Origin of the sequence: Legionella sheltonii (genome assembly GCF_026191355.1) — a bacterium.
In the GTDB taxonomy this organism is placed as follows: Bacteria; Pseudomonadota; Gammaproteobacteria; order Legionellales; family Legionellaceae; genus Legionella; species Legionella sheltonii.
The window spans coordinates 17,136-40,692 of the sequence record NZ_JAPHOQ010000006.1; the positions used below are offsets into that span (position 1 = coordinate 17,136).

Here is a 23,557-nt window from a genome sequence, read left to right on the forward strand (position 1 = left end):
TCCCCTAGTAATCGCTTATGCGCAGTTCGGTTTGAACGAAGTGTTTTGCAGGGGCTCTGCATCGAGAGGTGATTTTTAAATCCTCTTAGCGATACAATGAGTATGCCGGATCAGTAATAGTACCGATCCGGTGACTTTATGAATAAAAGTGGAGCGTTGACTTATTTTTTTGATTCATGAAAGAAATTGCACATTTCGTCCATAAATGCTTGATGCACTTGTTTTTTCTCCATTTTATTTTTCCAACGGTGATGATTTCCTTCGGCAACTATTTTAGCCAATTTCTCCATACGATCATTTTGAGTTTTTAAAATGTATGCTTTAATTTTGTCTTTTAATAGCTCTTCCCATGCCTCATCAGCAAGTTCTAAAAAATAATTTGATTGCATCTCTTCTCCATCGGCATGATCACAATGGCCATGTTCTCCATGATGGTGTTCTTCATGCATATAATGACAAGGACAATGGCATTGTTCTTGAGTGCATCCATAGCTTCCCATATTTTCTCCTTTCAGATTTTTTCAAAATTTAAACCATCGTACTACATAAAAAGACAACCTATCTAAAATAAATGGCAACTCAATTCATTGCAAGGGGGGGTAAGCGGGCATTAACTAACCTAACGAAGTTGGATAAGCATGCCGTCTAATTTTGGATGCAGATGATTAGTTTGCTGCAATCGAGTATTTTTAGATATCACAATTACTTTGTGTTCTTAACAAGAAATCCTAATAACTATTAAATTTAAATAGGTAGATTTTTTGAAACTACTTAACAAGGCACGAAGGACTACTCATTTTGAAATGAATCATCAGTTTTTAAAACCATCGCTGGTTATCTCCTATTTCCTATACATTTTGAATTAGTCTTTGTTGCTCTGCCTCATCATGAGATTCTTGCGAGGGATTTATGTCTTTTGACAAGGCACTGGATGCCAATCCTACTGAAACGATACCTGAATAGATCAACAAAAGTAAAAACGAAGCAATACACATATTTTCTTGAGAAGAAACATTGCATTCTTGCTTATCAAACATTAAAGCAATTGCGAGTCCAAATCGAGCTAAAGCGATAAGTCCCTGGAGTAAATGCAAAAGCTTTTCTGAAACATGGGAGTCACTATGGGAAATCGCATAAATGGAACCTATTGTTTGTGCCACGGTGCCGGGTATAACAATTGAGGGGGCATAGGACTCCACGGTTGTAGTAAGTATCTGAATAATACTATTAGAAACTTGTACATTATGGTGAACAGTTGAAGTCTGTTTCGAACCACTAAAAAATCTGGGCATGTTTTTTCCTTAAAATCATGAGTTACGACATTACTATACTCTTCATCAAGAGATCATCAAGCGCTGCTTGTTAGATTCAAATTTATCTTAACCAGGAATCAATATACATTAGTTGTCGGTTGGCCAAGGCCCAAGCAACATCAACTCAGCAAATCTCACCGAGAAAACCTCTAATTGCAGATGAGCTCAGGCTGATTACTAGATAGAAATTGAACCCATAATTCATCAATTAATCAAAAATCACATTGTTTTGTGATTAAAAAACCATCACTTGAGATGACTATTGAATTATTGTTTATGCGCACGATGATAAAAATGTATGTATAAAAATGGTTTTTGAATTTATTGCGCAGACATCAATGAAAGGAAAACAATTCTGCGACCCGGGTTTGCTAATTAGGTGCATCATGGAGTATTAGCGGCATCACATTTGAGTTAATTGACGTTTGTAAAAATATATAATAGGGTATTCAAGCTGCATGACGTTATGGATCAAATTGTTAAGGATAATTATGCGTTTACCTAAAATACTCTGTATTAGCTTTGCATTACCTATTGTTTGTTCTGCAGGGACAATGGGCAATGTAAGTCCTTCTAAACTTTGGTCTGTCCCTATTCAAGGAGGCTTTTTTGGAGCATCTCAGGGCAAAGATCAACATATTGATATTGATGGGTTGATAGGTAACCAATATACCTTGGATAACAATTCTCAAATTAGTGGACTTGTTGGTGTTGGGTTTTATTTTAATGGCCCTTCTTACCATTGGTTTCAGCTTTCATATGGAGTCGACGCTTTTTATTTAGGTCAAACCAAAGTACGAGGTGATATTATTCAAGAGGACTTGTTTACTAACTTTTCTTATCAATACAGTATTCAAAACGTCCCTGTTTATGCTGCCGCTAAGGCACTTATATCGACGAACAACCCAAAGTACAATATTACGGTTGACGCAGGAATAGGTCCCAATTTTATGTGGACTTCTGGCTATCATGAAACACCATTAGAAGACTTTGCAATCCCTGATAATGCATTTGAGGGGACCTCTACAACCCATTTTTCTGTAATGGCTGGAGCCGGTATTCGTTTAAACAATATTATTGGTCCAATGCCTGTTGAATGTGGTTACCATTTCTTTTATTTAGGTAAAGGTCATTTAAATGCGGTTAATGATCAATATCTCGATAATTTATCTACTGGCGATACCTATGCCAATGCACTGGTGTGCGCAGTAACACTATAATTCTTTGGATGTTGCATGATAAAAAAGATACCTATTCCTCCCTAAGAGGGCGAAACATCATCTTATCCAGTATAAACGCAACTCCAATGTTGGTTTTTTCAGGGAACACAACTGTCTAAAATTATTTAATTCGAGACAGTTGCTCTGTTTGCGCTGTGTTAGGCTAATTTCATTGCAGCCAAAGTAGGTTCTTCCAGTTGAGTCTCTTCTTTTTTTAAGTTTAAAAGATCTTTTCCTAATTGATCGCGTCTCACTTTAATATCCCAAATTTTGCGATGAGTTCCATTATCTATTTCTCTTTTAATCACATCAATTTGTTCTTTAGTGAGTTCCCCGGTATAACGATAGTAAGCGTAAAGTTGGGCACATATCTCCTCAATTTTTTCTTCATCACTTAATTTTTCATTCTCAGGTTGTAGATGAAAATCAATCACACAACATAATGTGGCACGCACCTTGTTAAAATGAAGCCCCGATAAAAATGCACGATAAGCAGCACTGTTGCGAACAAATAAAGGAATAAGGGGGTTTTCTAAACTCCAGAAACCATCAAGTCTGACAACATGAATCGGGGTTTTATTCATCAATGCAAGTTTGGCTGCCCCAGTGTAGACTCTGGGTGGTTCTTGGCCTATTCTTGCGAAATTACCTTGAGGGAAAAGGGCGACGCAGCCATTTTCATCAAGTGCTTTACTTGCCAGTTCTAGCGAGCCAGCATTAGCAGTTCGTCCATTATTGCTTTTAGCATGTGCATCTACTGGTATCGTGTTAAACATTTTCAAAAAAGAGGCAACACCAGGCACAGAATTAAAAGATGTGGTGGCAAAAAATCGAGGTGGTGTCCCCTTCATTTTGGAGGCAACAACAACGGCTTCCCAACCAGTTCGATGTGGACCTATCGCAATGAGTTTATTTTCAGTTTCTTTATTGGTAATTTCTAAATCATCACTTTTGGTATGCATCATACGCATCATAAGCACTAAAAGACCGGCTATTATGCGTGCAAAACGATTGTCATAGTTCAGGCGATTATTGGACTCAGCGTATCGCGCAAGTGCGCAAGTTGCTACAGCAAGACCGGTGAGTAGGAACAATATAGTATAAGCACTTGATATAGGCTCATCAGAACTATTGCATTGATCTAAATGGCTATACATGAAAATTACTCCTTTAAAATCAGATACGAATTGTATTCTATGATTCGTTAATTGAATCACACTCCGTTAAGTATTTTGGCATTGCTGTGCGTCAATGAATCAATAGAGCTCGCTTTGGCCAAGATTTGCTATAGTACCTTTAAAATGGATGTTGTCAATTAAATGCTGATGCAACTGATTGAATACTTAACTGATCGATTCAAGTCAGTTGCTCCTTGTTTGATCCAGCAGGACAGCAATTTTCAATTGCAGGCGAATAAAAGTTCTTCTTCTTCAATGGGCGTAATTTCATCACAGAACTGATCAATATTTTTACCTAAATTATTTAATTGTTCTGTCATAGGATTTTTTTGTGAAGAATAGATTCCATAAGAAAAACCACCAACACATAGAGCAGGAATTCCAATACTTGCGAGAGCGACTACAAGGTAATCGGTAAAGAAACTTGCAGAAAGATAACCAAAATACCAAGCACCGAATGCTGCACCGATGGTCAATGCGAGACTGAATAACAAGATGTACATACAAACAAGGGCAAGCTTATAATTGGCGCTGGGTAAATCAGTAGGAGTATGGATTGTAGCGGGGATGCTTAACGCATTAGTTTGTAGTTCTTTGCATGCCTCTGAAATTTTTTTTTCATGCTCGGACGACTCTTTTGCTGAAGCGTCTGCAACTAATGACATCAGATTTGTTGTATTACGAATTATCAAGTTTAACTGCTTCTTAGAATAAGAATCATCGGTTAATGAAAGAATACTTTGACATTGATCGATGATTTTAGCACCACATTTTGCGATTTTTTTGAGATCTAGAGTATCTTTTTTCTTTTTTTGGGGTTTTAAAAACCAATATTTGGATAATCGAATTTCTACATCATCTTTCATAGGTAAACTCCTTATTTTTAAATATCCAAACAGAGTAAAATTGAGTCAAACGACCAACTTAATCCATTAACAAGCTGCTTGATACTACAACAAAAGAAGATGATCCAATCTGGATTATCCTGTTGTCAACATCCCACAAGAAATTCCTGTGACCGTTTTTCTTAAAAGAGGCAAATCCTTTCTTTTCATCGCCTCGATTTGAATGAGATTCAAAGGATGAACCAGAGTTGATCTTAATTGAATGCTTTCCCCAAGCCAGGGTTGATGAAAACAAAAATCTTGCTCACCCGTTATCTGATGGAAAAATAAGATGGTTGACTCGAGTTCTGATTGAAAAGGGTTGAGGTATTCATTGGATCCAGTCAATTGGTCCAAATATTGTTCCCAGATGGGGAGGTACACTTTAGAAAGCGTTACGCCTAATTGTTTTACAAAGGCTGCCAAAAGAGCATTTTCCTTATAAAGCACCTTAAGTCTATTTTTTCCAGATGCATTGAGCTCTAACCAAGTAGACCCAATCCCCCACCAAGTCGGGAAAAGAAGTCGGGTTTGAGTCCAGCATAGGATCCATGGGATGGCTCGAAGTTTTCTTTGATCGGGTCCTGATTTTCGTTTGTTCGGACGAGATCCAATCTTCAGTTCGTTTAAAAAATGATAAGGTGAGGCCTGTTCAATGGTTGGCCAAAACCATTCGCTTTGTATCAGTTCTTTATATTTCTGACTGACTTTGGCCGAAAATAATAATAATTCTTCGGGATAATTATTATCTGTGTTCTTCTCTTTGTGTGAATAGATATCTAGAAATTTATCAATCTGGCTTTTAAGTATGGAACTGGAACCAAAAAGTCGGGCAACCATTTCACCTTGAATGGTCACTTTGTAATTACTCATCATTTCCTTGGACCAAGAAGCAGTTTGTTCCTTGATATCTCCGCCTCCTCGTTCAATGCTGCCACCCGATCCATGAAAAAATATAGGCCGAAGATTTTTATTTTCCAAGGTAGTCTGAATACGTCCTAGGCTTTTCGCAATCATAAGTCGGGAAGGCAATACTCCGTTTTCTTTAGACGAGTCGGAATAGCCCAGCATGACCTCATAATTTCCATCCCACTGTTGCAGATGCTTCTGTCGAATATCTTCAGTGATTGAATCATTTAATATGGTATCTGCGCTGGTAAGCGCGAGTTGATTTTCAAACAAGGGCACAACAGGTAAGGCGTAGCTTTTAAACACTTGCTTTACCAGTTTAATTCCATTTTTTATATCCTCAGCAGACTCAACCATGCTGAGAATAAAACCGCGTATATAGTTTTTGGGATCAGTCCCCTGAGTTATAGAATAGACTTGTTCAAGCATTTTGGTTATCGTTGTTTTTTTTATGCTGTTTAAGCTTTCTTTTACTACAGCTGAATCTTCTCTGAGCTCTAATGGTATGACCAAAGTCGGGTAGAGCTGAAAAATACTGGAGATTATGGAAAATTGTTCGAGCTCGAAATTTAAAAACTGAAAGGTGTCTGTTTGTATCCCAGTTAATTCCTTTTTGAATGCAGCTACTGTTTCATGATCTCTTGGTTTTATTTTCTTAAGGTGGTTCGCTTTTTTGATAACCTGATTGAGCTGATTTTCTAAGACTTTATTTTCATTTAATGCGGTTGAGAGTTTGACCGTTTCCAGTACTTCTTTGAGGCACGCCTGGATATAATCGATAAAAAAAGATCGGGAAAGTTCGAGGCTTTTAACCATTATTTTTTCATTAACCCCTGAGTGCCCATCTTTATCACCTCCTACCCAAGTGCGTAATTGAATAGGGACACCCTTAGTTAAAAAAGAATGATACAGTTTGATGTTGTAAGGATTGAGTGCGTATTGATAGATATATTGAGCCTCATCTTCGACGCTTGGTTTTTCATAAAAGGAAATATTAATCTGCAGTGCGATTTTAAGCATTTGATCAAGATAAGACTCATTCATCAAATAAGGGGATTTAAGTACTTCGACAAGATAGTCACGAATCGCTTTAAACAGCGTTAAAAATTCATTGGTGCGAGCTTCTGTCGGATGTGCTGTTAAGACATAATGAATTCCCTGAGGTTTGTCCGCGTAGATTTTTTCTTTTCTTTGATCAATACGAAAAATGCGGTAGGCATTCTCGCAGGCATTAATGAGCTCCATCATGAGAGAAAAACCATGAGCTATTTGATAAAGCTGCGTACTATCAAGCTTGGAAAGCTCCATTTGAAGACTAGAAAGAGCAGTTCTAAGTGAAAATGCCTCATTCCCAATGGTGTTTTGCATGGATAGTCGCATGTGCTCAATTCGTTCGAATGTTTCTTTTCCATAAACTTCTGCAATGGCGTTCCCTAAACGAGTAAGGGACCAGGAAACCATATGACCTAGTTCTCTTGGTAGATGGGAGATATTTTGTTTCATCGAAAACTCCGATTTCTAAAAGGTGTTCTGAATGTCTTGGGGTGATTTTCCCTGGTTTATCGAAAAAATCATCATTGACGCACGCAGATCATGCATACCTGAACCTTCTGCTCGTGATCTAACGCCGATTAGACACCTTTATACGCTTTTTTCAGTTTGGTAATTTACGGAAGCTAACTGATAGGCGGTTCCAACTATTAATAGCAATAATTGCCATAGTAAGATCAATGAGCTCCTTTTCACTGAAACAAGTTAAGGCTTCCTGATAAACATCATCAGGAACATGAGTTTCTGATAATAAAGTCACTGCTTCAGTCCAAGCTAAAGCGGCTCGCTCACGAGTTGTGAAAAACGGAGATTCTCTCCATACGACCACTGAATGGAGACGGCGTTCAGACTCACCTTCTTTTTTTGCTTCAGTACTGTGTAGATCAACACAATAGACACAGCCGTTAATTTGAGAGGCACGTAACTTAACCAGATTGAGAAGGGTCTTTTCTAATCCACAACGATTAACGTACTGTTCAACACCTAACATAGTCTGAATCGCATCAGGTGCTGCCTTATAAAGATCAATTCGTGAGTCCATTATGATTCTCCCTAAATTTTTAATCTTATTTATAGCATGTCCTTGCATTTTCTAGTACAAAGTTGAATGTATTTTGTGAGCTCAACGCACGCATCACTTTATTTGCTATTCATCCATAAAGAGAAGAAATAATTTTTGAAAGTGCTCCATAGGATTAGCGGAGAACATGCTGTTGCCACAATCGCTCTACACCACGCTTCTGATTCAACATCAATCACTTTTTTTAATTCGTGGCGTTAAAACCGCTAAAACAAAAGCAACGAGAAACAAAACGGGGACATCACCATATAGATGAGCAAAATGGTTAGGGTAGTACAATGCTTGGACGGTCATGATGAATCCATGTACCACACTGGACCAGACGGTAAACCAAATTAAACTTAAATGCTGAGTAGGATTTTTTGCTGCCAGGATTAAAAATACGCCTAATGTTGCATAAATTCCCAATATCATTTGTAAATAGACGTTTTGGCCAACATGATGCCAAGCCCATCCAGAAGGCCATAAAAGGGTTAATGGATATAGAGCAAAAATAAAAAGTAGTCCGATGATAACCAAAATAACGCGAAGTATTTTATAATCGTTTTTGGTGTCCATGATTAAGCTCCATTCCAAAATACGTCCTCATGTTTTAATTATAGCAAGTCCGGATGAAGCAACGTCTTATCAAGTGATCATTTGTTCGATTAAACTGATTTACCCCGCTCAGATGGACCTGAATGAGGTTCATCAGGCTCTGGTTGATCCCGTTTTAAAAAAGACCGCCTCGATTAATTTGTCAGCTGAGGAGTCGTCTAAAAAAGTTTTGGGACGTTTCTGAGTCACTTTCTTTAAAACCCGCTTCGATCTGATTTTTTAAATCATCGAGAACAAAGGGATTTATTGACGCTACACTATAATCCTCTATGAGAATTGGCTCGGGAGCCAAATTGCTATTCCTAAATTTTGTTATGATTCATAAAAATCCTCAACCTATAATAGGCTATCGTGATGCCTTAGCGTTACAATGAGTACGATACGCAAAAGGTGTGTTCTCCCTCCGGTAGAGAAAATAATATGATCCAAATTGAAAAAGTAAGCGGTGAGTTGGCTCAAACTTTGTGTCAAACAATTACCAAAGATTTGCCTGAATACTTTGGTCTACCAGAGGCCAATGAGCACTATGCAATAGGTGTGAAAACACGTACGAATTTTGCAGCGAAAAAAGGGGCTAGCTATATTGGTCTTGTTTCGATTGATTCTCCTTATCCTGATAATGCCACTATTTATTGGATGGGTGTAAGACGGGACTTTCATCGTCAAGGTGTGGGTAAGCAATTAATCGAAGCAGCTTGTCATTTTGCTAATACGCAAGGGGCAACGACTATAACAGTTGAAACATTAAGTCCTTCTCAAGCGGAAGAGAATTATCTTAAAACATACCTATTCTATCAAGCCGTTGGTTTTAACGCTCTTTTTGATTTAAAACCTGCTGGCTATGAATGGAAGATGGTCTATATGGTGAAAAAGATTAAGCCTTTAACCGTAAGCCAACACTCCATTGTTATAAAGGTACTGGAACTATCTGATATCCCTATTCTGGTCGATGCTTTTCAAAAGGCAAATTGGCAAAAACCTGCATCATTGTTTAAGGCGTATTATCAAGAACAACAGCACTCTGAGCGAGTGATATGGCTCGCTTATTTTCAAGACCAGATTGCTGGCTACGTTACTCTAAAATGGATATCACAATATGAACCTTTTGCTCAGCAAAAAATCCCAGAAATTATGGATTTGAATGTATTACCTTCTTTTCGCAAGCTTGGAATAGGAAGTGCTTTACTAACTGTTGCTGAAGAACAGGCAGCGAATCGGCATGATCGAGTAGGCATTGGTGTTGGATTATATGGAGGCTCTGATGGGGGATATGGACAAGCCCAACGTCTATATGTAAATCGAAGTTACATTCCTGATGGTTTAGGGGTAACTTATAACTATAAGCCAACAGTTCCCGGGCAAACATACCCCCTGGATGATGATTTAATTTTATGGTTTACCAAATATCTAAAATAAAACAGCATTATCTTTGTCCCTTGCTAAAACAAAGAACTATTACTACAAAGCCAGAATGGTTAACGAAATTTCTAGTTTTGTCGAAAATTTGAGTTTAATTAGCTCTAGCAAGCATAGGCTGGGTTGAAAAGCCCAGCTAATGCTGGGCGCCAATAAAAAAATAATCTTCATAGATCATGTTTATAGCAAGTACCTATTTTTAAAAGCTGCTTATGAATCAGTTATCTCCTATGATAAAATTATAATCAATTTTTTATGGTTATCAATGAGGATTGAGGGTGTTTAATACATTTCATAGATCTGGAGTAAACGTATTTGATGAAAAAAAATATGAAATAGCTAAAGATTTTTTTCTGCGAGCAATTAATAAAAATCCAGAAGTAGCAGAAAGCTATTTTTATTTAGGAAAATGTTTCTTTTTTTGTGATGAAAAACAACAAGCTATTCCTCCTTTAAAAAGATTCATTGAATTGAGGCAAAGTAATTCAGATGAAGTTGCCAACGTTGCTTATGCATTCGACTTATTAGGCCAATGTTATGAAGGGGAAAACAGGGACACGGCTGCACTCAAATGTTACGAGACGGCAACTAAAATTTATCCCTCTGGTGCTTCTGCGTGGAATAACATGGGTTTGTTTTATATGAAATCCGCTCAGCATTATCTTGAGGCAGACTCGACCAATAGCGCGAAGCTGTTTAAAGGCGCATATGCTTTTATCAAAAAAGCCTTGGAAATATGCAGTAACAACCCTTTATTTTTACACAGTCTAGCCAGTTGGTATGAACAATACGTTGAAGTTCTTGAACGAGTGGTTGAAGACGAAGAGACTGTTCAGAAGAATATAGCAAGCAGTTTTAATGATGCGATAGACTATTACCGAAAAGCATTATCAGCATGTACCGAACAAGACTTGGCATTAAGAAACATTATTTTATCCAACCTAACCGAATGTCTCGCGCAATATGGTCATCATTTGTATCAAAATAAAGAGTATAAAAAGGCGCAAGAAACTTATTTGGAAGCACTTTCTCTTGATCCAGAACATCTTGTCGTGATGAATCAAATTGGAATGACGCTTTCTAAACAGGAGAATTACTTAGAGGCACGACAATATTTTTCTGCGATTTTGGATAAAACAGAGGATAAACAAGAAATTGCGGATGCTTATTTAAATATTGCTTGTACCTATCGCTTAGAGAAAGAGTGGGATAAGGCGTCAAAGGCACTAAGTGACGCTAAGAAATTTGCTCCTGAGGACGCGTCTATTGCCGAAGAAGAAATAAAGTTGAATTTATCAAAATCAGCGGCTCTTCTTGTATCTACACCTCAAACCCTATTCGGCAACTCAAATCCTGACTCTCGAATTGTAGGGCGTGTTGACAATTTATCCCCACCGGCTACGTGCCGCGACTTGTTCGCGGCATCCAGGAAATGGTCAAGTTAAAGATGAACTTAATTCATTGCTCTAATCGATTGATGAATAAGAGCAAACTCATAATATATCGATTTCAATATCAAGTATAAAACGAGTTTGCAATGGCTAGACTGATGCTCCGTGATGAGCTATGGTCTAAGCTAAAGGAGATAATGCTACAACATCAGATATATGACAAACCTAATCTTCGTATGATGGTTGAGACAATGTTATATCGCATGCGTGTAGGCTGCCCTTGACGAGACCTACCTAAAGAGTTTGGATTTTGGAATTCTGCCTATCAACAATTCAATCGTTGGTCCTCAAAGAACAAGTTGATGATGATTTTCAAAGCGCTCATACAACATCCTGATCTTGAATGGGAATTTATTGATGGCAGTATCGTTCGTGCCCATCAACATAGCTCAGGCGCCATAGGAAAGAAACATCAAGCAATAGGGAAATCCGTTGGTGGTAATACAACAAAAATTCATAGGGCAGTTGATGCTTGCCGCCTTCCGATTGAATTTCAATTGACTGGCGGAGAGGTACATGATGCTAAAGCAGCTTCAGGCCTCATTGAAACACTCCCTAAAGCTGATTACACCATTGCAGACAAAGGATATGATAGCGAGGAAATTCGAGATCAGATTAGGCAAAAATCATCTACTCCAATGATTCCTTGGAAGACGAACTCTAAAACTGGGAATGCTGATATTGATTGGGGTCTATACAAATATCGTCATCTAGTTGAAAACGTATTTGCGCGACTTAAACATTTTCGAGCTGTTGCCACAAGAGATGATGAATTGAAGAGAAATGATGCGTCAATGCTCGCAATGGCTTGTTCCTATATTTGGCTGCCAATGTAATCCGTGAAATTTAGGTGATATCATCGCATTGAGTCCAACACTCTGATCAAAACAAGGAAGCAAAATGAAGTCATTTTGTGTCTATATTATGGCAAGCAAGCGAAATGGTACACTATACGCTGGTTCAACATCAGATTTAATTAAACGAGTATGGGAACATAAAAACAGCCTGATTCCGGGATTTACAGCTAAATACAATGTACATCTATTGGTTTAGTATGAGGTCCATGAAACCTATATAGAAGCTGCTCGACGTGAGAAACGATTCAAAAATTGGCCCAGGCAGTGGAAGTTAAATTTGATTGAGAACCTAAATACAGAATGGCATGATCTTTATGAAGAAATTTGCCACTGATTAAGATCGGCTGGTTGCCGCCAACACGTCGCGGCACGTAGGCGGTGAGGATGAATTGTCAACACGCCCTAATCAGCGTCATGTTTTTCGGTTGGTTGAATGTAAGCTATGCAGATGAGCAATCGTGCAATACCAAATACGATTACTGTATGAGCTCATGTGAAACTCAATATAACCAGTGTACTACTCATAATGATGAGTCCTACTGCAAGGAGCAGTACCAACCCTGTATCCAAGGCTGTAGTAATACTCGAGACAGCTGCTTATCTCAGTAAACCTAAAGGGACGTAAAATGAAAAGCATACAGTTAAATATTTTATGGTTCCTGGTTATTGGACTTAACATGAATGGTTATTCGTCTCCAGAAGATACAATGCTTATTAAATCATCTAAACAACTGGCCGCTAATTGCCCAAATAATTGTACATCATGCTGGGAACAATGCACCAAAGACGATGATTGTGTTGTCGGTCAAAGCTGTATCGCAACTGCTTGCGGAAATCGATGTGTTAAAAAAGCTGCGGATTAGCAAGTATTTTGTCGGGATAAGCGGCATAGCCGTCATGATTAAGGAAGATATTAGGTTACATTTCTCCCTCACCCGAGCCCTCTCCCCCAAAGATGGAGAGGGGATAATAGTTTATTAAATCAAATGCTCTTCTGGTCTTAAGGTAAGAACCTCATATCCCTTGTCAGTGACTAAAATGGTATGTTCCCATTGTGCGGATAATTTGTGATCTTTGGTGACCACCGTCCAACCATCGCCTAACGTTTTGACTTCTTTACGACCTAAATTGAGCATTGGTTCAATGGTAAACGTCATTCCTGCGTGTAATCGTAATCCGGTATTCGGTTTGCCAAAATGCATGACCTCTGGTTCTTCCCACATAGAACGACCAATTCCATGACCACCATATTCACGCACCACTGAATATCCATGTTGTTCTGCATGCGTTTGGATTATGTTTCCTATATCACCCAGCTGAGTTCCTGGACGGACTATTGAAATCGCTTTATAGAGACACTCCTGGGCAACCGCTACTAATTTTTTAGCGAAAGGTTTCACAGTGCCCACGAGAAACATTTTGCTGGTATCACCGATATAACCGTCTTTTTGTACTGTAACGTCAATATTAAGGATATCGCCATTTTTAAGTATTTTATCAGAAGGGATGCCATGACAGACCACATGATTTATGGAGGTGCAAATGCATGCAGGAAATCCATAGTGGTTTAATGTTGAGGGAATTGCTTCCAAATCGTTAGTGATGTATTGACGGCAAATTTCCTCAAGTTGACTCGTACTGATCCCAGCAACCACATAAGTTTCTATCATTTGAAGGACAGAGGATGCTAGATTACTGGCAACCCGTATTTTTTCTATTTCTTCAGGCGTCTTCACTAACATCGCGTATCTCACCTAATGATGCTTGATTGATTAAAATTTTGAGAATTTCAGAGTAAGTAATGGATGGATTTTCTTCTGCCAGCTTTCCTATTCGAATCCAATATTCTGCTTGAGAGTTAATTGATCGACTCATGGCTCTTGCCATCAGTTTTGTTGCTTCATGTAATTCATCAGAAATTTTGACTATACCCATATTGTTCTCCAAAAAAAATGGAGAATATAGTATTTTGATATAAATTGCTATATTTTATATTGAAATGTAACTTTCGAGAGAATGAATGTATTTATTTTTGTTAAATCTCTAGGGAAAGGTAGCTCCCTGCGTTTTACCATGCTGGGTTGTCGCATCATAATTTATATCCCAGATATTATGTTGCTTCACGATACCTTGAGCTGTATTTTCAATAGTGGATTGCAACTGCTCGCAAGAAAGCATTGGAGGGATGGCTAATAAGGCGTTTTCTATCTCAGTAGCCACTTCTTTTCCATTATTTGCGTGCCCCTCTTCATGTTGACTCAAATGAGTAAGATAATTCTCCCATTTTAATTGGCTCTCAGCACTGCCGTGCTCTTTATCTTCCCATTCAGGTAAGACAGTCACAATATTAGCCGTTACCTTTACTTCTGTAAGATAGCAAGGATTTTTGCTGGGATTATCATAATGCCATTTATAGTTCCAATTAATTTGCCAAGTTGTTTTTGCATCATAGCGTTTATCTGAGAAAAAAGGCCCTAACTTATTCAGCTGATTGCGCAAATCTTGTTCCGTGGTTCCAAGTATTTTATAGAAAGTCTGGGTGGTATAGACCGTAGGGATCGCAAAAATTTTTCCATTAAAGGCTGCAAAATAAATGATAATAAAAGCCAATTTTCTCATTGTTTCATACCTTATAATTGAATGAGCAACCTTCGCTGCGTCTAGCCCTAACCCAAAATCATCTGTGCCATTTGCTGCCATGGGTCATCCTATTTTATAGGATTTTCCTTAAAATACGATTAACCCAAATAAAACAAGTGCTGTGGAGAGGCTTTCTCGTGATGTCATTTTGCATGGTTCGGTGGTTAGGTATGTTTCGTTAAGAATGGACATTTATAAATTTTTCTTAACCTCTAATTCAGTTTATGATGCCAACATAACAAAATTATTATTCATAATTAAAGTCATTTAATAAGGTAGTCCAATATGTCTTATTCCGATCTATTGAAACGTATTTGGGAGTCAGTTTACGATCCCAATTTCGATGTCGCTTCAACAGTAAAACAATTTTTTCATCCTGAATATGAGCAATGCATTAATGGGGTAATAATGAACCGTAATGATTATATTGCTCATGTCATCGAGCAAAAGCAGAATATGAAAATAAATGACATTGAGTATAAACACCTCATGGAAGCAGGCAATGAAGTATTTGCCCTCTATTATCCTAAAGGAGTCAATCTGAATAATTTAGCCATTGAAGCGGAAGTGATCGCTTATTTTTTATTTAAAGAACAGCAATTGCTCAAAATACATGGGCAAGTCAGATTGATTAAAGGAGATTTAGCGGATGCTGATATGTAAAATTCTTTGATTTAATATATGAATTAAGGAACCCATAATGTAAAGAATTAACAGCAAAGTGTAGCACGTGTAAATCGGGTTTGGCCTGACAATGTGCTAGAGCGAGGCAAGCTACCCCAAATACTGTTGAGTCACCGGACATGCACCCTACAAAAACCTTTTTCTAAACAAAGTAATGCGGTAAATTAACGTGAGTTTGATATAAAAGACAGTTTATATCCTACACCAATGATAAATTAGAGTGCCTGCTTGGCATAATTATTAATACAATTACTCTATTAAATCTTTACTTACTGCCTCTAAACCAAAAGCAAGAAGGTAAGCAAGAGTGAGTAGTTACAAAAGGAGCTTTCTCAATGTCAGATAAATTTTCTCACATCACCAAAGACATCAGTACTCAATTAGCTAAAATGCGTAAGGAAATGCCAGAAGTCATGTCTGGATTTTCAGCTCTTGCGCAAGCAGCCACTAAAGACGGTGTACTCGATAAAAAAACTAAAGAATTAATTGCTATGGCTCTTGCTGTTGCAAAGCAATGTGACGGTTGCATCGGATTTCATGCGCAAGCTTTAATCAAATTACAAGCAACTCGCGAAGAATTTTTAGAAACTTTAGGTATGGCTGTATACATGGGCGGTGGTCCATCTTTAATGTATGCTGCAGAAGCTTTAGAAGCCTTTGAAGAGTTCAGTAAATAGCCATTAAACGAATTAATCAAACTTCGATCTGGTCTTGAACCGACATAAAATTCATTTTGATTAAAATAATCGCCGAAGAGTTTTTTGTCGGGACAAGCTCGACCTCCATCTAATGCTGTTCTGTTGGTGGTTGTGCTGCTGAGGGTTGACCTAACGCAGCAGAAACATGAAGCATTTCATTTTTGGCTGCAGTATTTTGTTGACATGGGTAGTGTTTGCTCGCACCCAACCAGGCTACTTGTGAAACGGTCATGGAGTCTTTATCACTTTGCTGACTTGAGATTTCTTTGTAGGTTTGTTGAATCAATTCACAAAGAGTGGGTGCATTCAGTTGTACGCTTGGTGGCAAGCAAAAAATAGGATTACCTTGATTTTTTGCGATTTCATTTGCCTGAATCATTGTTTCAGCAATGCTTTCGCAGGTTATTGTCAAAACATGACGGGCCGATCGGGCCCAGGCTTGTGCTTGGGGGTCTGCTTTAATTTCCATCTGAGGGATATTATCAGCAATATTCATGTAGTTCTTTATCGTGTCAGCATGTATGCAATGACAAAGAAATAGAAAACTGATTAATAAGATACGCATATTATATCCTCTTTTTGGTTCAACCTGAGCGTTCAATTTGACTTCTATTAGGATTTAAGCATGCCCCACCGAGCAGTAACCACTTAAATGCCATGAGGCTTAATTAAACCCAGTTTAAAAGCAATTAATAAAAATATAAATAAACTTACCGAAATACTTATTCTTATGGTTAAGGCTTTAATGGTACGTTTGGAATTACCTGAATCACGAATAAGAAAAATAAGACCACTTGCTAGAGAGGCTGCGATGATAATCATGGCAAAGATGATGATAATTTTGGTGATCATTTGTTATACTCCTGAATTGCCGTCTGATTATGACTAACATTTGAACAATTAAATAATGATGCCTAGTTTAACCTGTTTTAATTTTCGTTTCACCCCAAGCTGGCCAATGTTGCTTCTTGCTGTCGTATTTTTTTCTTTGTTTCTTCGCCTTGGTTTTTGGCAAATTAATCGCGCTGATGAAAAAACAAAAATGATTCTTGCACAAAAGACACAAGAAAGGCAAAAACCAGTTCTCTGGTCCTCAAAGAAAAAATTGCCTTTACAATATGAGCGCATTGTATTGAAAGGGAAATATTTGTCACAAATATTCTTATTGGATAATCAGCATCATAACCATCAATTTGGTTACGATGTACTAACTCCCTTGGAGTTATCTGATGGCACCCTCGTAATAATTGATCGAGGATGGGTTCCTGGTGAGTTAACCCGCCGAGTTCTTCCAAATATTCAAATTCCTAAAGGAGTAATAGAATTACAGGGTTCGGCATATTTTCCAAGTAAAAAACAATGGGTTTTAGGTCCTGCTTTAGAAGAGAGAGGGAACAAAATAATCATTTTGGAACGTGTAGATGATCAATTGATAAGTCAAATTTTGCAAAAATCGGTCTCTCCGTTTATTATTCGCCTCGACAAGCAAGATGCAAATGGATTTGTGCGTGAATGGGAGACGGTATCCATGCCTCCGCAGCGGCATTTAGCTTATGCTTTGCAGTGGTTTGTTATGGCATCAGTGGTACTAATTATATTTGTAGCATTAAATCTGAAGATAAAAAATGAGAAAACAAGTCAGTAAATATTATATTTTATTGTTGTTAGTTGTACTATTTGCCGCTCCTGGAGTAGCTGCTTATTTGTTTTTCCAGCATCCTTCTTGGTTAGGAGCTCCACGGGTCAACAAGGGGATTTTACTGAATCCACCGGTGCTTTTGGATACTTTGGAAGGAAAGTCTAAATGGCGGATCATTTTTTGGAGCCCTAAGGCTTGTGAGCAGGCATGTATGAAGCAATTGGATGTTCTGGCGCGTATTCGGCTGGCATTAGGACGTAAGTTATATCAAGTCGATCAATGGCTTCTTCTCAGTGATAAAGCACCTCCTTTATCGCAAGAACAACAAACCTATTTAAAGGATATAGATTTTAAAGTAGCGACATTATCTGCGACGGAGCTTATTGCAAAAGATACATTATTTTCACATGCAAAAGTATTTGTAGCTGATCCAGGTAATTATTTAATTCTCCGTTATGCCCCTCAGGTCAATCCTGAGGATGTTTATAAAGATTTGAAGTTGTTGTTGAATACCACAGAAAACAAGAGTGATTAATCTGATGCAGAATAAATTATTACGATATGTAGTATCATTTGCTGTGCTTTTATCTTTGTTCGTCGTGATGTTGGGTGCATATACACGCTTAACGGATGCTGGCTTAGGCTGCCCTGATTGGCCGGGTTGCTATGGACAGATGGTTCTTCCAAGTGCTAAGGAAAAATTACAGGCAGCACAGACTCAATATCCGCAAATTCCTATCGAGTCTAGAAAAGCATGGACTGAAATGGCGCATCGTTATGTCGCAGGGTCTTTAGCTTTATTGATTTTTTTTATAGGTTTTTCAGCGCTACGCAAACGTTTACAAGGTAATCATTTGATGCCTTGGCATTTGCCTACTGCTTTACTCATACTGGTTTTTTTTCAAGCTGCTTTAGGAATGTGGACCGTAACTTTAAAGTTACTGCCTGTAGTGGTTATGGGACATCTTTTAGGCGGAATCTTGATCGTTACGTGTCTAAGTCGCTTTCGATTGCAAATCAGTTCATTAAGCGGGCAGGATTTACCACAATGGCGTCCTTGGTTACGTCTTGGGGTGGTCATTGTTTTCCTACAAATCGCTTTGGGCGGTTGGGTGAGTTCAAACTATGCAGGGATCTCATGTATCGGTTTCCCCCAGTGTAATGGAGTGTGGGTGCCTGATTTGCATTTTGCCCAAGGCTTTAATTTATTTTCACCAGTAGGGGCTAATTATCAAGGAGGGTTATTAGATCATGATGTGCGGGTAACGATTCAATGGATTCATCGATTAGGGGCCGTAATCACTGCTGCTTATATCCTGGTGCTTTCTCTATTGATCCTGCGAAGAAGCAGTTTCAATTATCTCAAAATAGCAGCGGGGTTCATGCTCCTACTCATATTCGTTCAATTTACTTTAGGGATCTTGAATGTAATCTATCTCCTCCCAATCAGTGTGGCGGTAGCTCATAATGGCGTTGCGGCGCTTTTACTGGCAACGGTATTTAGTACTCTTCATTTTACGCGTAAGGGGCAAAATGATGCACGTTGATCATGTAGTTCAACCCTCGTCAGCTGCTTGGCGTGATTATCTTGAGTTATGTAAACCTCGAGTTGTATTGCTTATGCTGTTGACTGTAGTTGTAGGCATGTACTTGGCAGCACCGGGTTGGGTTAGCTTATCCTTATTATGTTTTTCATTACTTGGTATTGGATTGTGTGCCGGCAGTGCCGCCGCAATTAATCATTTAGTGGATAAGCGAATCGATGCCATTATGGCTCGAACTAAAAAAAGACCTGTGGCCAGTGGCCAAGTCTCAGTGCATCAAGCCTTATGGTTTGCTGTAATCATGGGAACTCTTGGCTTGACCGTTTTGGTTGTTTTTGTAAATCAATTAACCGCCTTACTGACATTTATTACATTGATTGGCTATGCCGGTGTTTATACTGGCTATTTAAAAAGAGCCACCTCACAAAACATAGTCATTGGCGGATTAGCCGGAGCTGCTCCACCGCTACTTGGTTGGACGGCGGTCACCAATCAATTGGATCCTCAAGCTTTATTGTTGGTATTAATTATTTTTATTTGGACACCGCCCCATTTTTGGGCTTTAGCGATTTATCGCTATGAAGAGTACCAACATGCGCAAATTCCGATGTTACCAGTGACACATGGTATCGAGTTTACAAAACTCAATGTTTATTTATATACCATTTTATTATTGGTTGTAAGTATGCTGCCTTTTGTTATCGGGATGAGTGGTTTGTTTTATTTAATAGGGGCCTTAGTGCTTGGTGGACGATTTTTGTTTTGGTCTCACAAGTTATATCGTACCGATAAGCCCGTTGTTGCGATGCAAACCTTTAGATTTTCAATAGTTTATTTGATGTTGTTGTTTGTTTTTTTATTGATTGATCATTATTTATAAGGAATGTGTATGAAATAAGTCCCATGCCACAATGCAAATGCCTAGTCATTTGAGTGACGTGTTGTGAGACTTATTTCCTGTATGTTCCTATAAGGGGGTAAAATGAGTTTAAAGGCTAAAAGTGTTACCTTTACTGTAGTTGTTTTGCTGGCTCTTGCAGGATTATTCTCAGGAATTTTTGTAGGTCAACATTTCCATTTTAAGAAAAAAATTGATGTGACCACATTTCATGGTACATACCTTGAAAATCCAAGACCTGTGAATCGGTTTCAATTGACAGGAATTGATGAAAAACCATTCGATAATAAAAGTTTAAAAGGAAAATGGACTTTAATGTTTTTTGGTTTTACAAACTGCGGTTATGTTTGTCCAACGACAATGGCGGAATTGACTAAAATGTATCATATCCTTGAAGACAAAGGTGTGAAGAATTTACCTCGTATCGTGATGATCTCTATCGATCCAGAGCGTGACAGCTCTGAGAAACTACGTGGTTATGTGACGTCATTCCATCCAAATTTTTATGGAGCACGTGGCGATGAAGAGTCTATTAAATCAATGACTCGAGAGATGGGTATCGCCTATGCGAAGGTGGTTGAAAAGGGAGTTGATGATGCAACCAATTATGATATTCAGCATAGCGGTGCTTTAATGCTATTTAATCCGCAAGGAGAACTTAATGCATTTTTTACTACGCCACATCATGCTGATTTATTAGCAAAAGATTACCTGTTATTGGTTTCCTAATTGGGGAATTTTTTATAAATATATTTTTTTTATTTCCAATGTGATTTTTACAATTTTAGACTAGGCTTTATTTAGATGAGTCTGTCATAAATAAATTTTCAACATGGAACTTTAATAATAAAAATAAAAGTTGAGGAAAGCGTTTTTCATGAAAATTGCAATATTAGCCACTAATCCACATTTGTACTCTCACAAGCGTTTGAAGGAGGAGGGTGAGGCTGCTGGTCATGAAATTAAAATAATTAATCCACTCTATTGTTACATGAATGTCGCCGCTTCTTGTCCAAAGGTTCATTATCGAGGTGGCTCTCCCTTGCCTCATTTTGATGCCGTGATTCCCAGAATTGGTGCATCGAATACTTATTACGGAACAGCAGTCTTACGTCATATGGAAACGATGGGCATGTATACTTTAAACGAGTCCATAGCTATTGCACGCTCTCGAGATAAATTCCGTTCGTTACAGTTATTAGCGCGAAAAGGTATTCCTATGCCATTAACGAGCTTTGCTCAATCACCTGATGATACTGAGGATTTAGTACGCATGGTTGGGGGGGCACCTTTAGTAATTAAATTATTGGAGGGAACACAAGGCAAAGGAGTAATCCTAGCTGATAGCCATCAATCTGCCGTAAGCATCATTAATGCATTTAAAGAAATGCATGCCAATATTTTGGTACAAGAATTCATTGAGGAATCCCGCGGAGTTGATATCCGTTGCTTTGTTGTAGGGGAGAAAGTAGTTGCTGCTGTGAAACGACAGGCAAAAGATGGCGAGTTTCGTGCGAATGTGCATCAAGGCGGAAAGGCAATCAAAGTAAAATTATCACCTCAAGAACGTGCAATTGCAGTCAGCGCCGCTAAAACAATGGGTTTAAAAGTAGCTGGTGTTGATTTAATTCGCTCGAATCATGGACCGTTGGTTTTGGAAATTAATTCTTCACCTGGCCTTGAAGGAGTAGAAAAAGCTACTGGCATTAATATTGCTGGAAAAGTTATTGAATATATTGAAAAACATGCAAAACCGATCACTGCTACTGATCGATTTCACGGTTAGTTGTCGCCACATTTTTCCCAGAGTCTTTATTTTTTCCAAGAGGTTTGGTTATAAACGGAAAGGGATTTTTAATTTGAGCCTGGTTGCAAGCACCAGGCTACTGATTAAGCTACAGAACCATTGTTCTTAACACGGGTAATTTTATTTAACTTCAGTTTGCTTTCAACTTTTTTGCCCCGCCAAATCACTGAGAAGGCAATAAGAGAAGCGATAAATAGAAACGTCATCACGCCAGTAAAACCATTCATGAATATTTTATTGAACAATTGATGGGTTAAATCATTTTCTGAAAGTTGTAATGAATGAGTTGGATTGGCAATGAATTCTTGCAAAGTGGAAATTTGTGTTTCACCTAGGCCGTTTGAGTTGTCTTTAGTTAGCGAAGATAGAGAATGATTGGTTACAAAATTATAAATAACAATTGCCAGAGATAAGCCTATAGAGCCACCGATATTAAATAAAGTAACCATAGATCCTGTTGCAACACTTGCACGTTCAGGGCCTACTGCGGTTTGGGCTGCAATGATTGAGACAGTATTACCCAATGCCCACATGCTGCCAAGGCATATAAATGCAAAAATAATGTAGAATACTGAGGCATTACCGGTAAAAAATACTTGTAATAAGGTTGCGAAACACCCTAAGAACAACCCTAGCAAAATAGTATGCAACAATCCGAGATTATGAATTAGTTTTCCTACAAAAAAAGCAATTAAAAACACAGAGACAGGTATGGCGAATAAAACAAAGCCAGATAATTGTGCCGATTGCTCTTTTATAATTTGTAAATACAGGGGATCAAAAAATAAAGTAACGGCGCTTAATATACCGGCTAAAAAGACAAGAATAGCTCCGGCTGAAAAGAGTAAATTGGAATAATCTTTAAAGTCAATCAGAGGATTAGGATGATTATTTTCAGCCTTGACCAATAAACTGCTCATGATCAAAGTCACTGCAAAACAGGTTAAAGTGATTGGTGCGCTCCAACCATAGCTTTGGGTATAAATTAAACCCAATACGATGCTACCCAAAGTGAATGCAAGTAAGAGCATCCCTTTTATATCTAAAGCAATCAGTTGGGAATTAGTTTGCGATTCTGAAACAGATTTGAAACAAAAAATATACCCTAATAAGCAGATAGGAATATTGATGAAGAAAATCCATCTCCATCCCAGATATGTCACGATAAGACCGCCCAAAAGCGGACCCAAGGCTAATGCAATACCTCCTATGCTGCCAAACCAAGCTACGGCTTTACCACGCTCTTGTTCAGGGAAAAATTGGGGGAGTAATGAAAGCCCTAAAGGAAATATAATTGCAGCACCGACTCCCTGCAATAACCGACCGAAAATCAACCAATGAATGTGAGAGGAAACGCCGGCGATGATCGATGCAATGACAAAAATCGCTCCCCCCAGATATAAGCAACGTCGACGACCATACAAATCACCAAATCCCCCCATTAGCGTCGCTAAAACGCATAATGCCAGAAAGTAAATATTCATGACCCATTGCATGGATACTAGGTTTGCTTGTAATTCATGTTGGATGGTGGGTAATGCGACATTGACTACGGTATAATCGAGATAACATCCGAAAGACAGTAGGGCAATTCCCATAAATGCATACCATTTATGTTGATAATTATCGACTTTGCTGGTTGTAGACACGTTTCATCCCAAGAGTATGTTTAAAAAAAGGCTATAAAAGAT

At 38.3% G+C, this 23,557-nt stretch carries 26 protein-coding genes and 3 pseudogenes; 16 read left to right on the forward strand and 13 right to left on the reverse strand.

Going from position 1 to position 23,557, the window contains the following annotated elements:
* Nucleotides 1–161 precede the first annotated feature (161 nt).
* A complete protein-coding gene (locus OQJ26_RS07630) occupies nucleotides 162–500 on the reverse strand; it encodes a hypothetical protein (protein WP_265703284.1) in 339 nt (112 codons plus the stop codon).
* Between the two features lie 348 nt (nucleotides 501–848).
* Nucleotides 849–1,292: a hypothetical protein gene (locus tag OQJ26_RS07635; protein ID WP_265703285.1), complete on the reverse strand. Its 444-nt coding sequence runs from the start codon at nucleotides 1,290–1,292 to the stop codon at nucleotides 849–851.
* Nucleotides 1,293–1,804: 512 nt separating this feature from the next.
* Between OQJ26_RS07635 and OQJ26_RS07640 the strand changes: the two genes are divergently transcribed.
* Complete coding sequence (locus OQJ26_RS07640; protein WP_265703286.1) at nucleotides 1,805–2,533, forward strand: hypothetical protein; 729 nt, start codon at nucleotides 1,805–1,807, stop codon at nucleotides 2,531–2,533.
* Between the two features lie 158 nt (nucleotides 2,534–2,691).
* Here OQJ26_RS07640 and OQJ26_RS07645 read toward each other — a convergent pair whose 3' ends face one another.
* From OQJ26_RS07645 to OQJ26_RS07665, 5 genes are all read right to left on the reverse strand, one after another.
* Nucleotides 2,692–3,690, reverse strand: coding sequence for a lysophospholipid acyltransferase family protein (locus OQJ26_RS07645; protein WP_265703287.1), 999 nt, complete (start codon nucleotides 3,688–3,690; stop codon nucleotides 2,692–2,694).
* 242 nt (nucleotides 3,691–3,932) lie between these two features.
* Complete coding sequence (locus tag OQJ26_RS07650; RefSeq protein ID WP_265703288.1) at nucleotides 3,933–4,577, reverse strand: hypothetical protein; 645 nt, start codon at nucleotides 4,575–4,577, stop codon at nucleotides 3,933–3,935.
* A 114-nt stretch (nucleotides 4,578–4,691) separates the two neighbouring features.
* On the reverse strand, nucleotides 4,692–7,007 hold the full coding sequence (locus OQJ26_RS07655; protein ID WP_265703289.1) for a phosphoenolpyruvate carboxylase: 2,316 nt from the start codon (nucleotides 7,005–7,007) through the stop codon (nucleotides 4,692–4,694).
* Nucleotides 7,008–7,158: 151 nt separating this feature from the next.
* Entirely contained in the window at nucleotides 7,159–7,596 is a 438-nt protein-coding gene (locus OQJ26_RS07660; protein WP_265703290.1) for a carboxymuconolactone decarboxylase family protein, read from the reverse strand.
* Between the two features lie 210 nt (nucleotides 7,597–7,806).
* Nucleotides 7,807–8,193, reverse strand: coding sequence for a DUF6632 domain-containing protein (locus OQJ26_RS07665; RefSeq protein WP_265703291.1), 387 nt, complete (start codon nucleotides 8,191–8,193; stop codon nucleotides 7,807–7,809).
* On the opposite strand from OQJ26_RS07665, the gene OQJ26_RS07670 reads away from it, so the two are divergent.
* The 7 genes and pseudogenes from OQJ26_RS07670 to OQJ26_RS07695 all read left to right on the forward strand — a co-directional run bounded on the left by OQJ26_RS07670 (nucleotide 8,192) and on the right by OQJ26_RS07695 (nucleotide 12,819).
* Nucleotides 8,192–8,416: a hypothetical protein gene (locus tag OQJ26_RS07670; RefSeq protein WP_265703292.1), complete on the forward strand. Its 225-nt coding sequence runs from the start codon at nucleotides 8,192–8,194 to the stop codon at nucleotides 8,414–8,416. The two genes, OQJ26_RS07665 and OQJ26_RS07670, sit on opposite strands and share 2 nt — an antisense overlap.
* 236 nt (nucleotides 8,417–8,652) lie before the next feature.
* A pseudogene (locus OQJ26_RS19385) lies at nucleotides 8,653–9,033 on the forward strand (GNAT family N-acetyltransferase); the annotation flags it as partial.
* A 60-nt stretch (nucleotides 9,034–9,093) separates the two neighbouring features.
* Complete coding sequence (locus OQJ26_RS19390) at nucleotides 9,094–9,648, forward strand: GNAT family N-acetyltransferase (RefSeq protein WP_322783962.1); 555 nt, start codon at nucleotides 9,094–9,096, stop codon at nucleotides 9,646–9,648.
* A 278-nt stretch (nucleotides 9,649–9,926) separates the two neighbouring features.
* On the forward strand, nucleotides 9,927–11,093 hold the full coding sequence (locus OQJ26_RS07680) for a tetratricopeptide repeat protein (RefSeq protein ID WP_265703294.1): 1,167 nt from the start codon (nucleotides 9,927–9,929) through the stop codon (nucleotides 11,091–11,093).
* Between the two features lie 92 nt (nucleotides 11,094–11,185).
* Nucleotides 11,186–11,935, forward strand: a pseudogene (locus OQJ26_RS07685) (IS5 family transposase).
* A gap of 64 nt (nucleotides 11,936–11,999) precedes the next feature.
* Nucleotides 12,000–12,290, forward strand: a pseudogene (locus OQJ26_RS07690) (GIY-YIG nuclease family protein).
* Nucleotides 12,291–12,582: 292 nt separating this feature from the next.
* The gene (locus OQJ26_RS07695; RefSeq protein WP_265703295.1) at nucleotides 12,583–12,819 is read left to right on the forward strand and encodes a hypothetical protein; all 237 of its coding nucleotides are present in this window, start codon (nucleotides 12,583–12,585) and stop codon (nucleotides 12,817–12,819) included.
* A 114-nt stretch (nucleotides 12,820–12,933) separates the two neighbouring features.
* Here OQJ26_RS07695 and map read toward each other — a convergent pair whose 3' ends face one another.
* The 3 genes from map to OQJ26_RS07710 all read right to left on the reverse strand — a co-directional run bounded on the left by map (nucleotide 12,934) and on the right by OQJ26_RS07710 (nucleotide 14,656).
* Complete coding sequence (map, locus tag OQJ26_RS07700) at nucleotides 12,934–13,698, reverse strand: type I methionyl aminopeptidase (RefSeq protein ID WP_265703296.1); 765 nt, start codon at nucleotides 13,696–13,698, stop codon at nucleotides 12,934–12,936.
* Complete coding sequence (locus OQJ26_RS07705) at nucleotides 13,679–13,891, reverse strand: ParD-like family protein (protein WP_265703297.1); 213 nt, start codon at nucleotides 13,889–13,891, stop codon at nucleotides 13,679–13,681. The genes map and OQJ26_RS07705 overlap by 20 nt, the downstream gene beginning before the upstream one ends.
* Before the next feature lie 108 nt (nucleotides 13,892–13,999).
* The gene (locus OQJ26_RS07710; RefSeq protein WP_265703298.1) at nucleotides 14,000–14,656 is read right to left on the reverse strand and encodes a DUF922 domain-containing Zn-dependent protease; all 657 of its coding nucleotides are present in this window, start codon (nucleotides 14,654–14,656) and stop codon (nucleotides 14,000–14,002) included.
* 225 nt (nucleotides 14,657–14,881) lie between these two features.
* On the opposite strand from OQJ26_RS07710, the gene OQJ26_RS07715 reads away from it, so the two are divergent.
* Complete coding sequence (locus tag OQJ26_RS07715; protein ID WP_265703299.1) at nucleotides 14,882–15,259, forward strand: hypothetical protein; 378 nt, start codon at nucleotides 14,882–14,884, stop codon at nucleotides 15,257–15,259.
* A 356-nt stretch (nucleotides 15,260–15,615) separates the two neighbouring features.
* The gene (locus tag OQJ26_RS07720) at nucleotides 15,616–15,957 is read left to right on the forward strand and encodes a carboxymuconolactone decarboxylase family protein (protein WP_028380892.1); all 342 of its coding nucleotides are present in this window, start codon (nucleotides 15,616–15,618) and stop codon (nucleotides 15,955–15,957) included.
* A gap of 109 nt (nucleotides 15,958–16,066) precedes the next feature.
* Here OQJ26_RS07720 and OQJ26_RS07725 read toward each other — a convergent pair whose 3' ends face one another.
* On the reverse strand, nucleotides 16,067–16,543 hold the full coding sequence (locus tag OQJ26_RS07725) for a phosphatase (protein ID WP_265703300.1): 477 nt from the start codon (nucleotides 16,541–16,543) through the stop codon (nucleotides 16,067–16,069).
* Between the two features lie 83 nt (nucleotides 16,544–16,626).
* Nucleotides 16,627–16,830, reverse strand: coding sequence for a twin transmembrane helix small protein (locus tag OQJ26_RS07730; protein ID WP_058477128.1), 204 nt, complete (start codon nucleotides 16,828–16,830; stop codon nucleotides 16,627–16,629).
* 58 nt (nucleotides 16,831–16,888) lie between these two features.
* Between OQJ26_RS07730 and OQJ26_RS07735 the strand changes: the two genes are divergently transcribed.
* From OQJ26_RS07735 to rimK, 6 genes are all read left to right on the forward strand, one after another.
* A complete protein-coding gene (locus tag OQJ26_RS07735; RefSeq protein WP_265703470.1) occupies nucleotides 16,889–17,623 on the forward strand; it encodes an SURF1 family protein in 735 nt (244 codons plus the stop codon).
* The gene (locus OQJ26_RS07740; RefSeq protein WP_265703301.1) at nucleotides 17,604–18,152 is read left to right on the forward strand and encodes a hypothetical protein; all 549 of its coding nucleotides are present in this window, start codon (nucleotides 17,604–17,606) and stop codon (nucleotides 18,150–18,152) included. Before OQJ26_RS07735 ends, OQJ26_RS07740 begins: the two co-directional genes overlap by 20 nt.
* A gap of 4 nt (nucleotides 18,153–18,156) precedes the next feature.
* Nucleotides 18,157–19,164, forward strand: coding sequence for a COX15/CtaA family protein (locus OQJ26_RS07745; protein ID WP_265703302.1), 1,008 nt, complete (start codon nucleotides 18,157–18,159; stop codon nucleotides 19,162–19,164).
* Nucleotides 19,154–20,041 (forward strand): heme o synthase, encoded by an 888-nt coding sequence (gene cyoE, locus OQJ26_RS07750; RefSeq protein WP_265703471.1) that lies wholly within the window; start codon nucleotides 19,154–19,156, stop codon nucleotides 20,039–20,041. Before OQJ26_RS07745 ends, cyoE begins: the two co-directional genes overlap by 11 nt.
* A 102-nt stretch (nucleotides 20,042–20,143) precedes the next feature.
* Nucleotides 20,144–20,788 carry an SCO family protein gene (locus OQJ26_RS07755; RefSeq protein WP_265703303.1) on the forward strand — a complete coding sequence of 215 codons (645 nt, stop codon included), beginning with the start codon at nucleotides 20,144–20,146 and terminating at the stop codon, nucleotides 20,786–20,788.
* A 148-nt stretch (nucleotides 20,789–20,936) separates the two neighbouring features.
* Nucleotides 20,937–21,845: a 30S ribosomal protein S6--L-glutamate ligase gene (gene rimK, locus OQJ26_RS07760; RefSeq protein ID WP_265703304.1), complete on the forward strand. Its 909-nt coding sequence runs from the start codon at nucleotides 20,937–20,939 to the stop codon at nucleotides 21,843–21,845.
* Between the two features lie 104 nt (nucleotides 21,846–21,949).
* Here rimK and OQJ26_RS07765 read toward each other — a convergent pair whose 3' ends face one another.
* Nucleotides 21,950–23,515 (reverse strand): MFS transporter, encoded by a 1,566-nt coding sequence (locus tag OQJ26_RS07765; protein WP_265703305.1) that lies wholly within the window; start codon nucleotides 23,513–23,515, stop codon nucleotides 21,950–21,952.
* Between the last annotated feature and the right edge of the window lie 42 nt (nucleotides 23,516–23,557).

Coding starts and splice junctions, on each gene's coding strand:
- OQJ26_RS07630 (WP_265703284.1), bottom strand. CDS start 500: ATGGGAAGCTATGGATGCACTCAAGAACAATGCCATTGTCCTTGTCAT.
- OQJ26_RS07635 (WP_265703285.1), bottom strand. CDS start 1,292: ATGCCCAGATTTTTTAGTGGTTCGAAACAGACTTCAACTGTTCACCAT.
- OQJ26_RS07640 (WP_265703286.1), top strand. CDS start 1,805: ATGCGTTTACCTAAAATACTCTGTATTAGCTTTGCATTACCTATTGTT.
- OQJ26_RS07645 (WP_265703287.1), bottom strand. CDS start 3,690: ATGTATAGCCATTTAGATCAATGCAATAGTTCTGATGAGCCTATATCA.
- OQJ26_RS07650 (WP_265703288.1), bottom strand. CDS start 4,577: ATGAAAGATGATGTAGAAATTCGATTATCCAAATATTGGTTTTTAAAA.
- OQJ26_RS07655 (WP_265703289.1), bottom strand. CDS start 7,007: ATGAAACAAAATATCTCCCATCTACCAAGAGAACTAGGTCATATGGTT.
- OQJ26_RS07660 (WP_265703290.1), bottom strand. CDS start 7,596: ATGGACTCACGAATTGATCTTTATAAGGCAGCACCTGATGCGATTCAG.
- OQJ26_RS07670 (WP_265703292.1), top strand. CDS start 8,192: ATGATTAAGCTCCATTCCAAAATACGTCCTCATGTTTTAATTATAGCA.
- OQJ26_RS07665 (WP_265703291.1), bottom strand. CDS start 8,193: ATGGACACCAAAAACGATTATAAAATACTTCGCGTTATTTTGGTTATC.
- OQJ26_RS19390 (WP_322783962.1), top strand. CDS start 9,094: ATGGTGAAAAAGATTAAGCCTTTAACCGTAAGCCAACACTCCATTGTT.
- OQJ26_RS07695 (WP_265703295.1), top strand. CDS start 12,583: ATGAAAAGCATACAGTTAAATATTTTATGGTTCCTGGTTATTGGACTT.
- map (WP_265703296.1), bottom strand. CDS start 13,698: ATGTTAGTGAAGACGCCTGAAGAAATAGAAAAAATACGGGTTGCCAGT.
- OQJ26_RS07705 (WP_265703297.1), bottom strand. CDS start 13,891: ATGGGTATAGTCAAAATTTCTGATGAATTACATGAAGCAACAAAACTG.
- OQJ26_RS07710 (WP_265703298.1), bottom strand. CDS start 14,656: ATGGCAGCAAATGGCACAGATGATTTTGGGTTAGGGCTAGACGCAGCG.
- OQJ26_RS07715 (WP_265703299.1), top strand. CDS start 14,882: ATGTCTTATTCCGATCTATTGAAACGTATTTGGGAGTCAGTTTACGAT.
- OQJ26_RS07720 (WP_028380892.1), top strand. CDS start 15,616: ATGTCAGATAAATTTTCTCACATCACCAAAGACATCAGTACTCAATTA.
- OQJ26_RS07725 (WP_265703300.1), bottom strand. CDS start 16,543: ATGCGTATCTTATTAATCAGTTTTCTATTTCTTTGTCATTGCATACAT.
- OQJ26_RS07730 (WP_058477128.1), bottom strand. CDS start 16,830: ATGATCACCAAAATTATCATCATCTTTGCCATGATTATCATCGCAGCC.
- OQJ26_RS07735 (WP_265703470.1), top strand. CDS start 16,889: ATGCCTAGTTTAACCTGTTTTAATTTTCGTTTCACCCCAAGCTGGCCA.
- OQJ26_RS07740 (WP_265703301.1), top strand. CDS start 17,604: ATGAGAAAACAAGTCAGTAAATATTATATTTTATTGTTGTTAGTTGTA.
- OQJ26_RS07745 (WP_265703302.1), top strand. CDS start 18,157: ATGCAGAATAAATTATTACGATATGTAGTATCATTTGCTGTGCTTTTA.
- cyoE (WP_265703471.1), top strand. CDS start 19,154: ATGCACGTTGATCATGTAGTTCAACCCTCGTCAGCTGCTTGGCGTGAT.
- OQJ26_RS07755 (WP_265703303.1), top strand. CDS start 20,144: ATGAGTTTAAAGGCTAAAAGTGTTACCTTTACTGTAGTTGTTTTGCTG.
- rimK (WP_265703304.1), top strand. CDS start 20,937: ATGAAAATTGCAATATTAGCCACTAATCCACATTTGTACTCTCACAAG.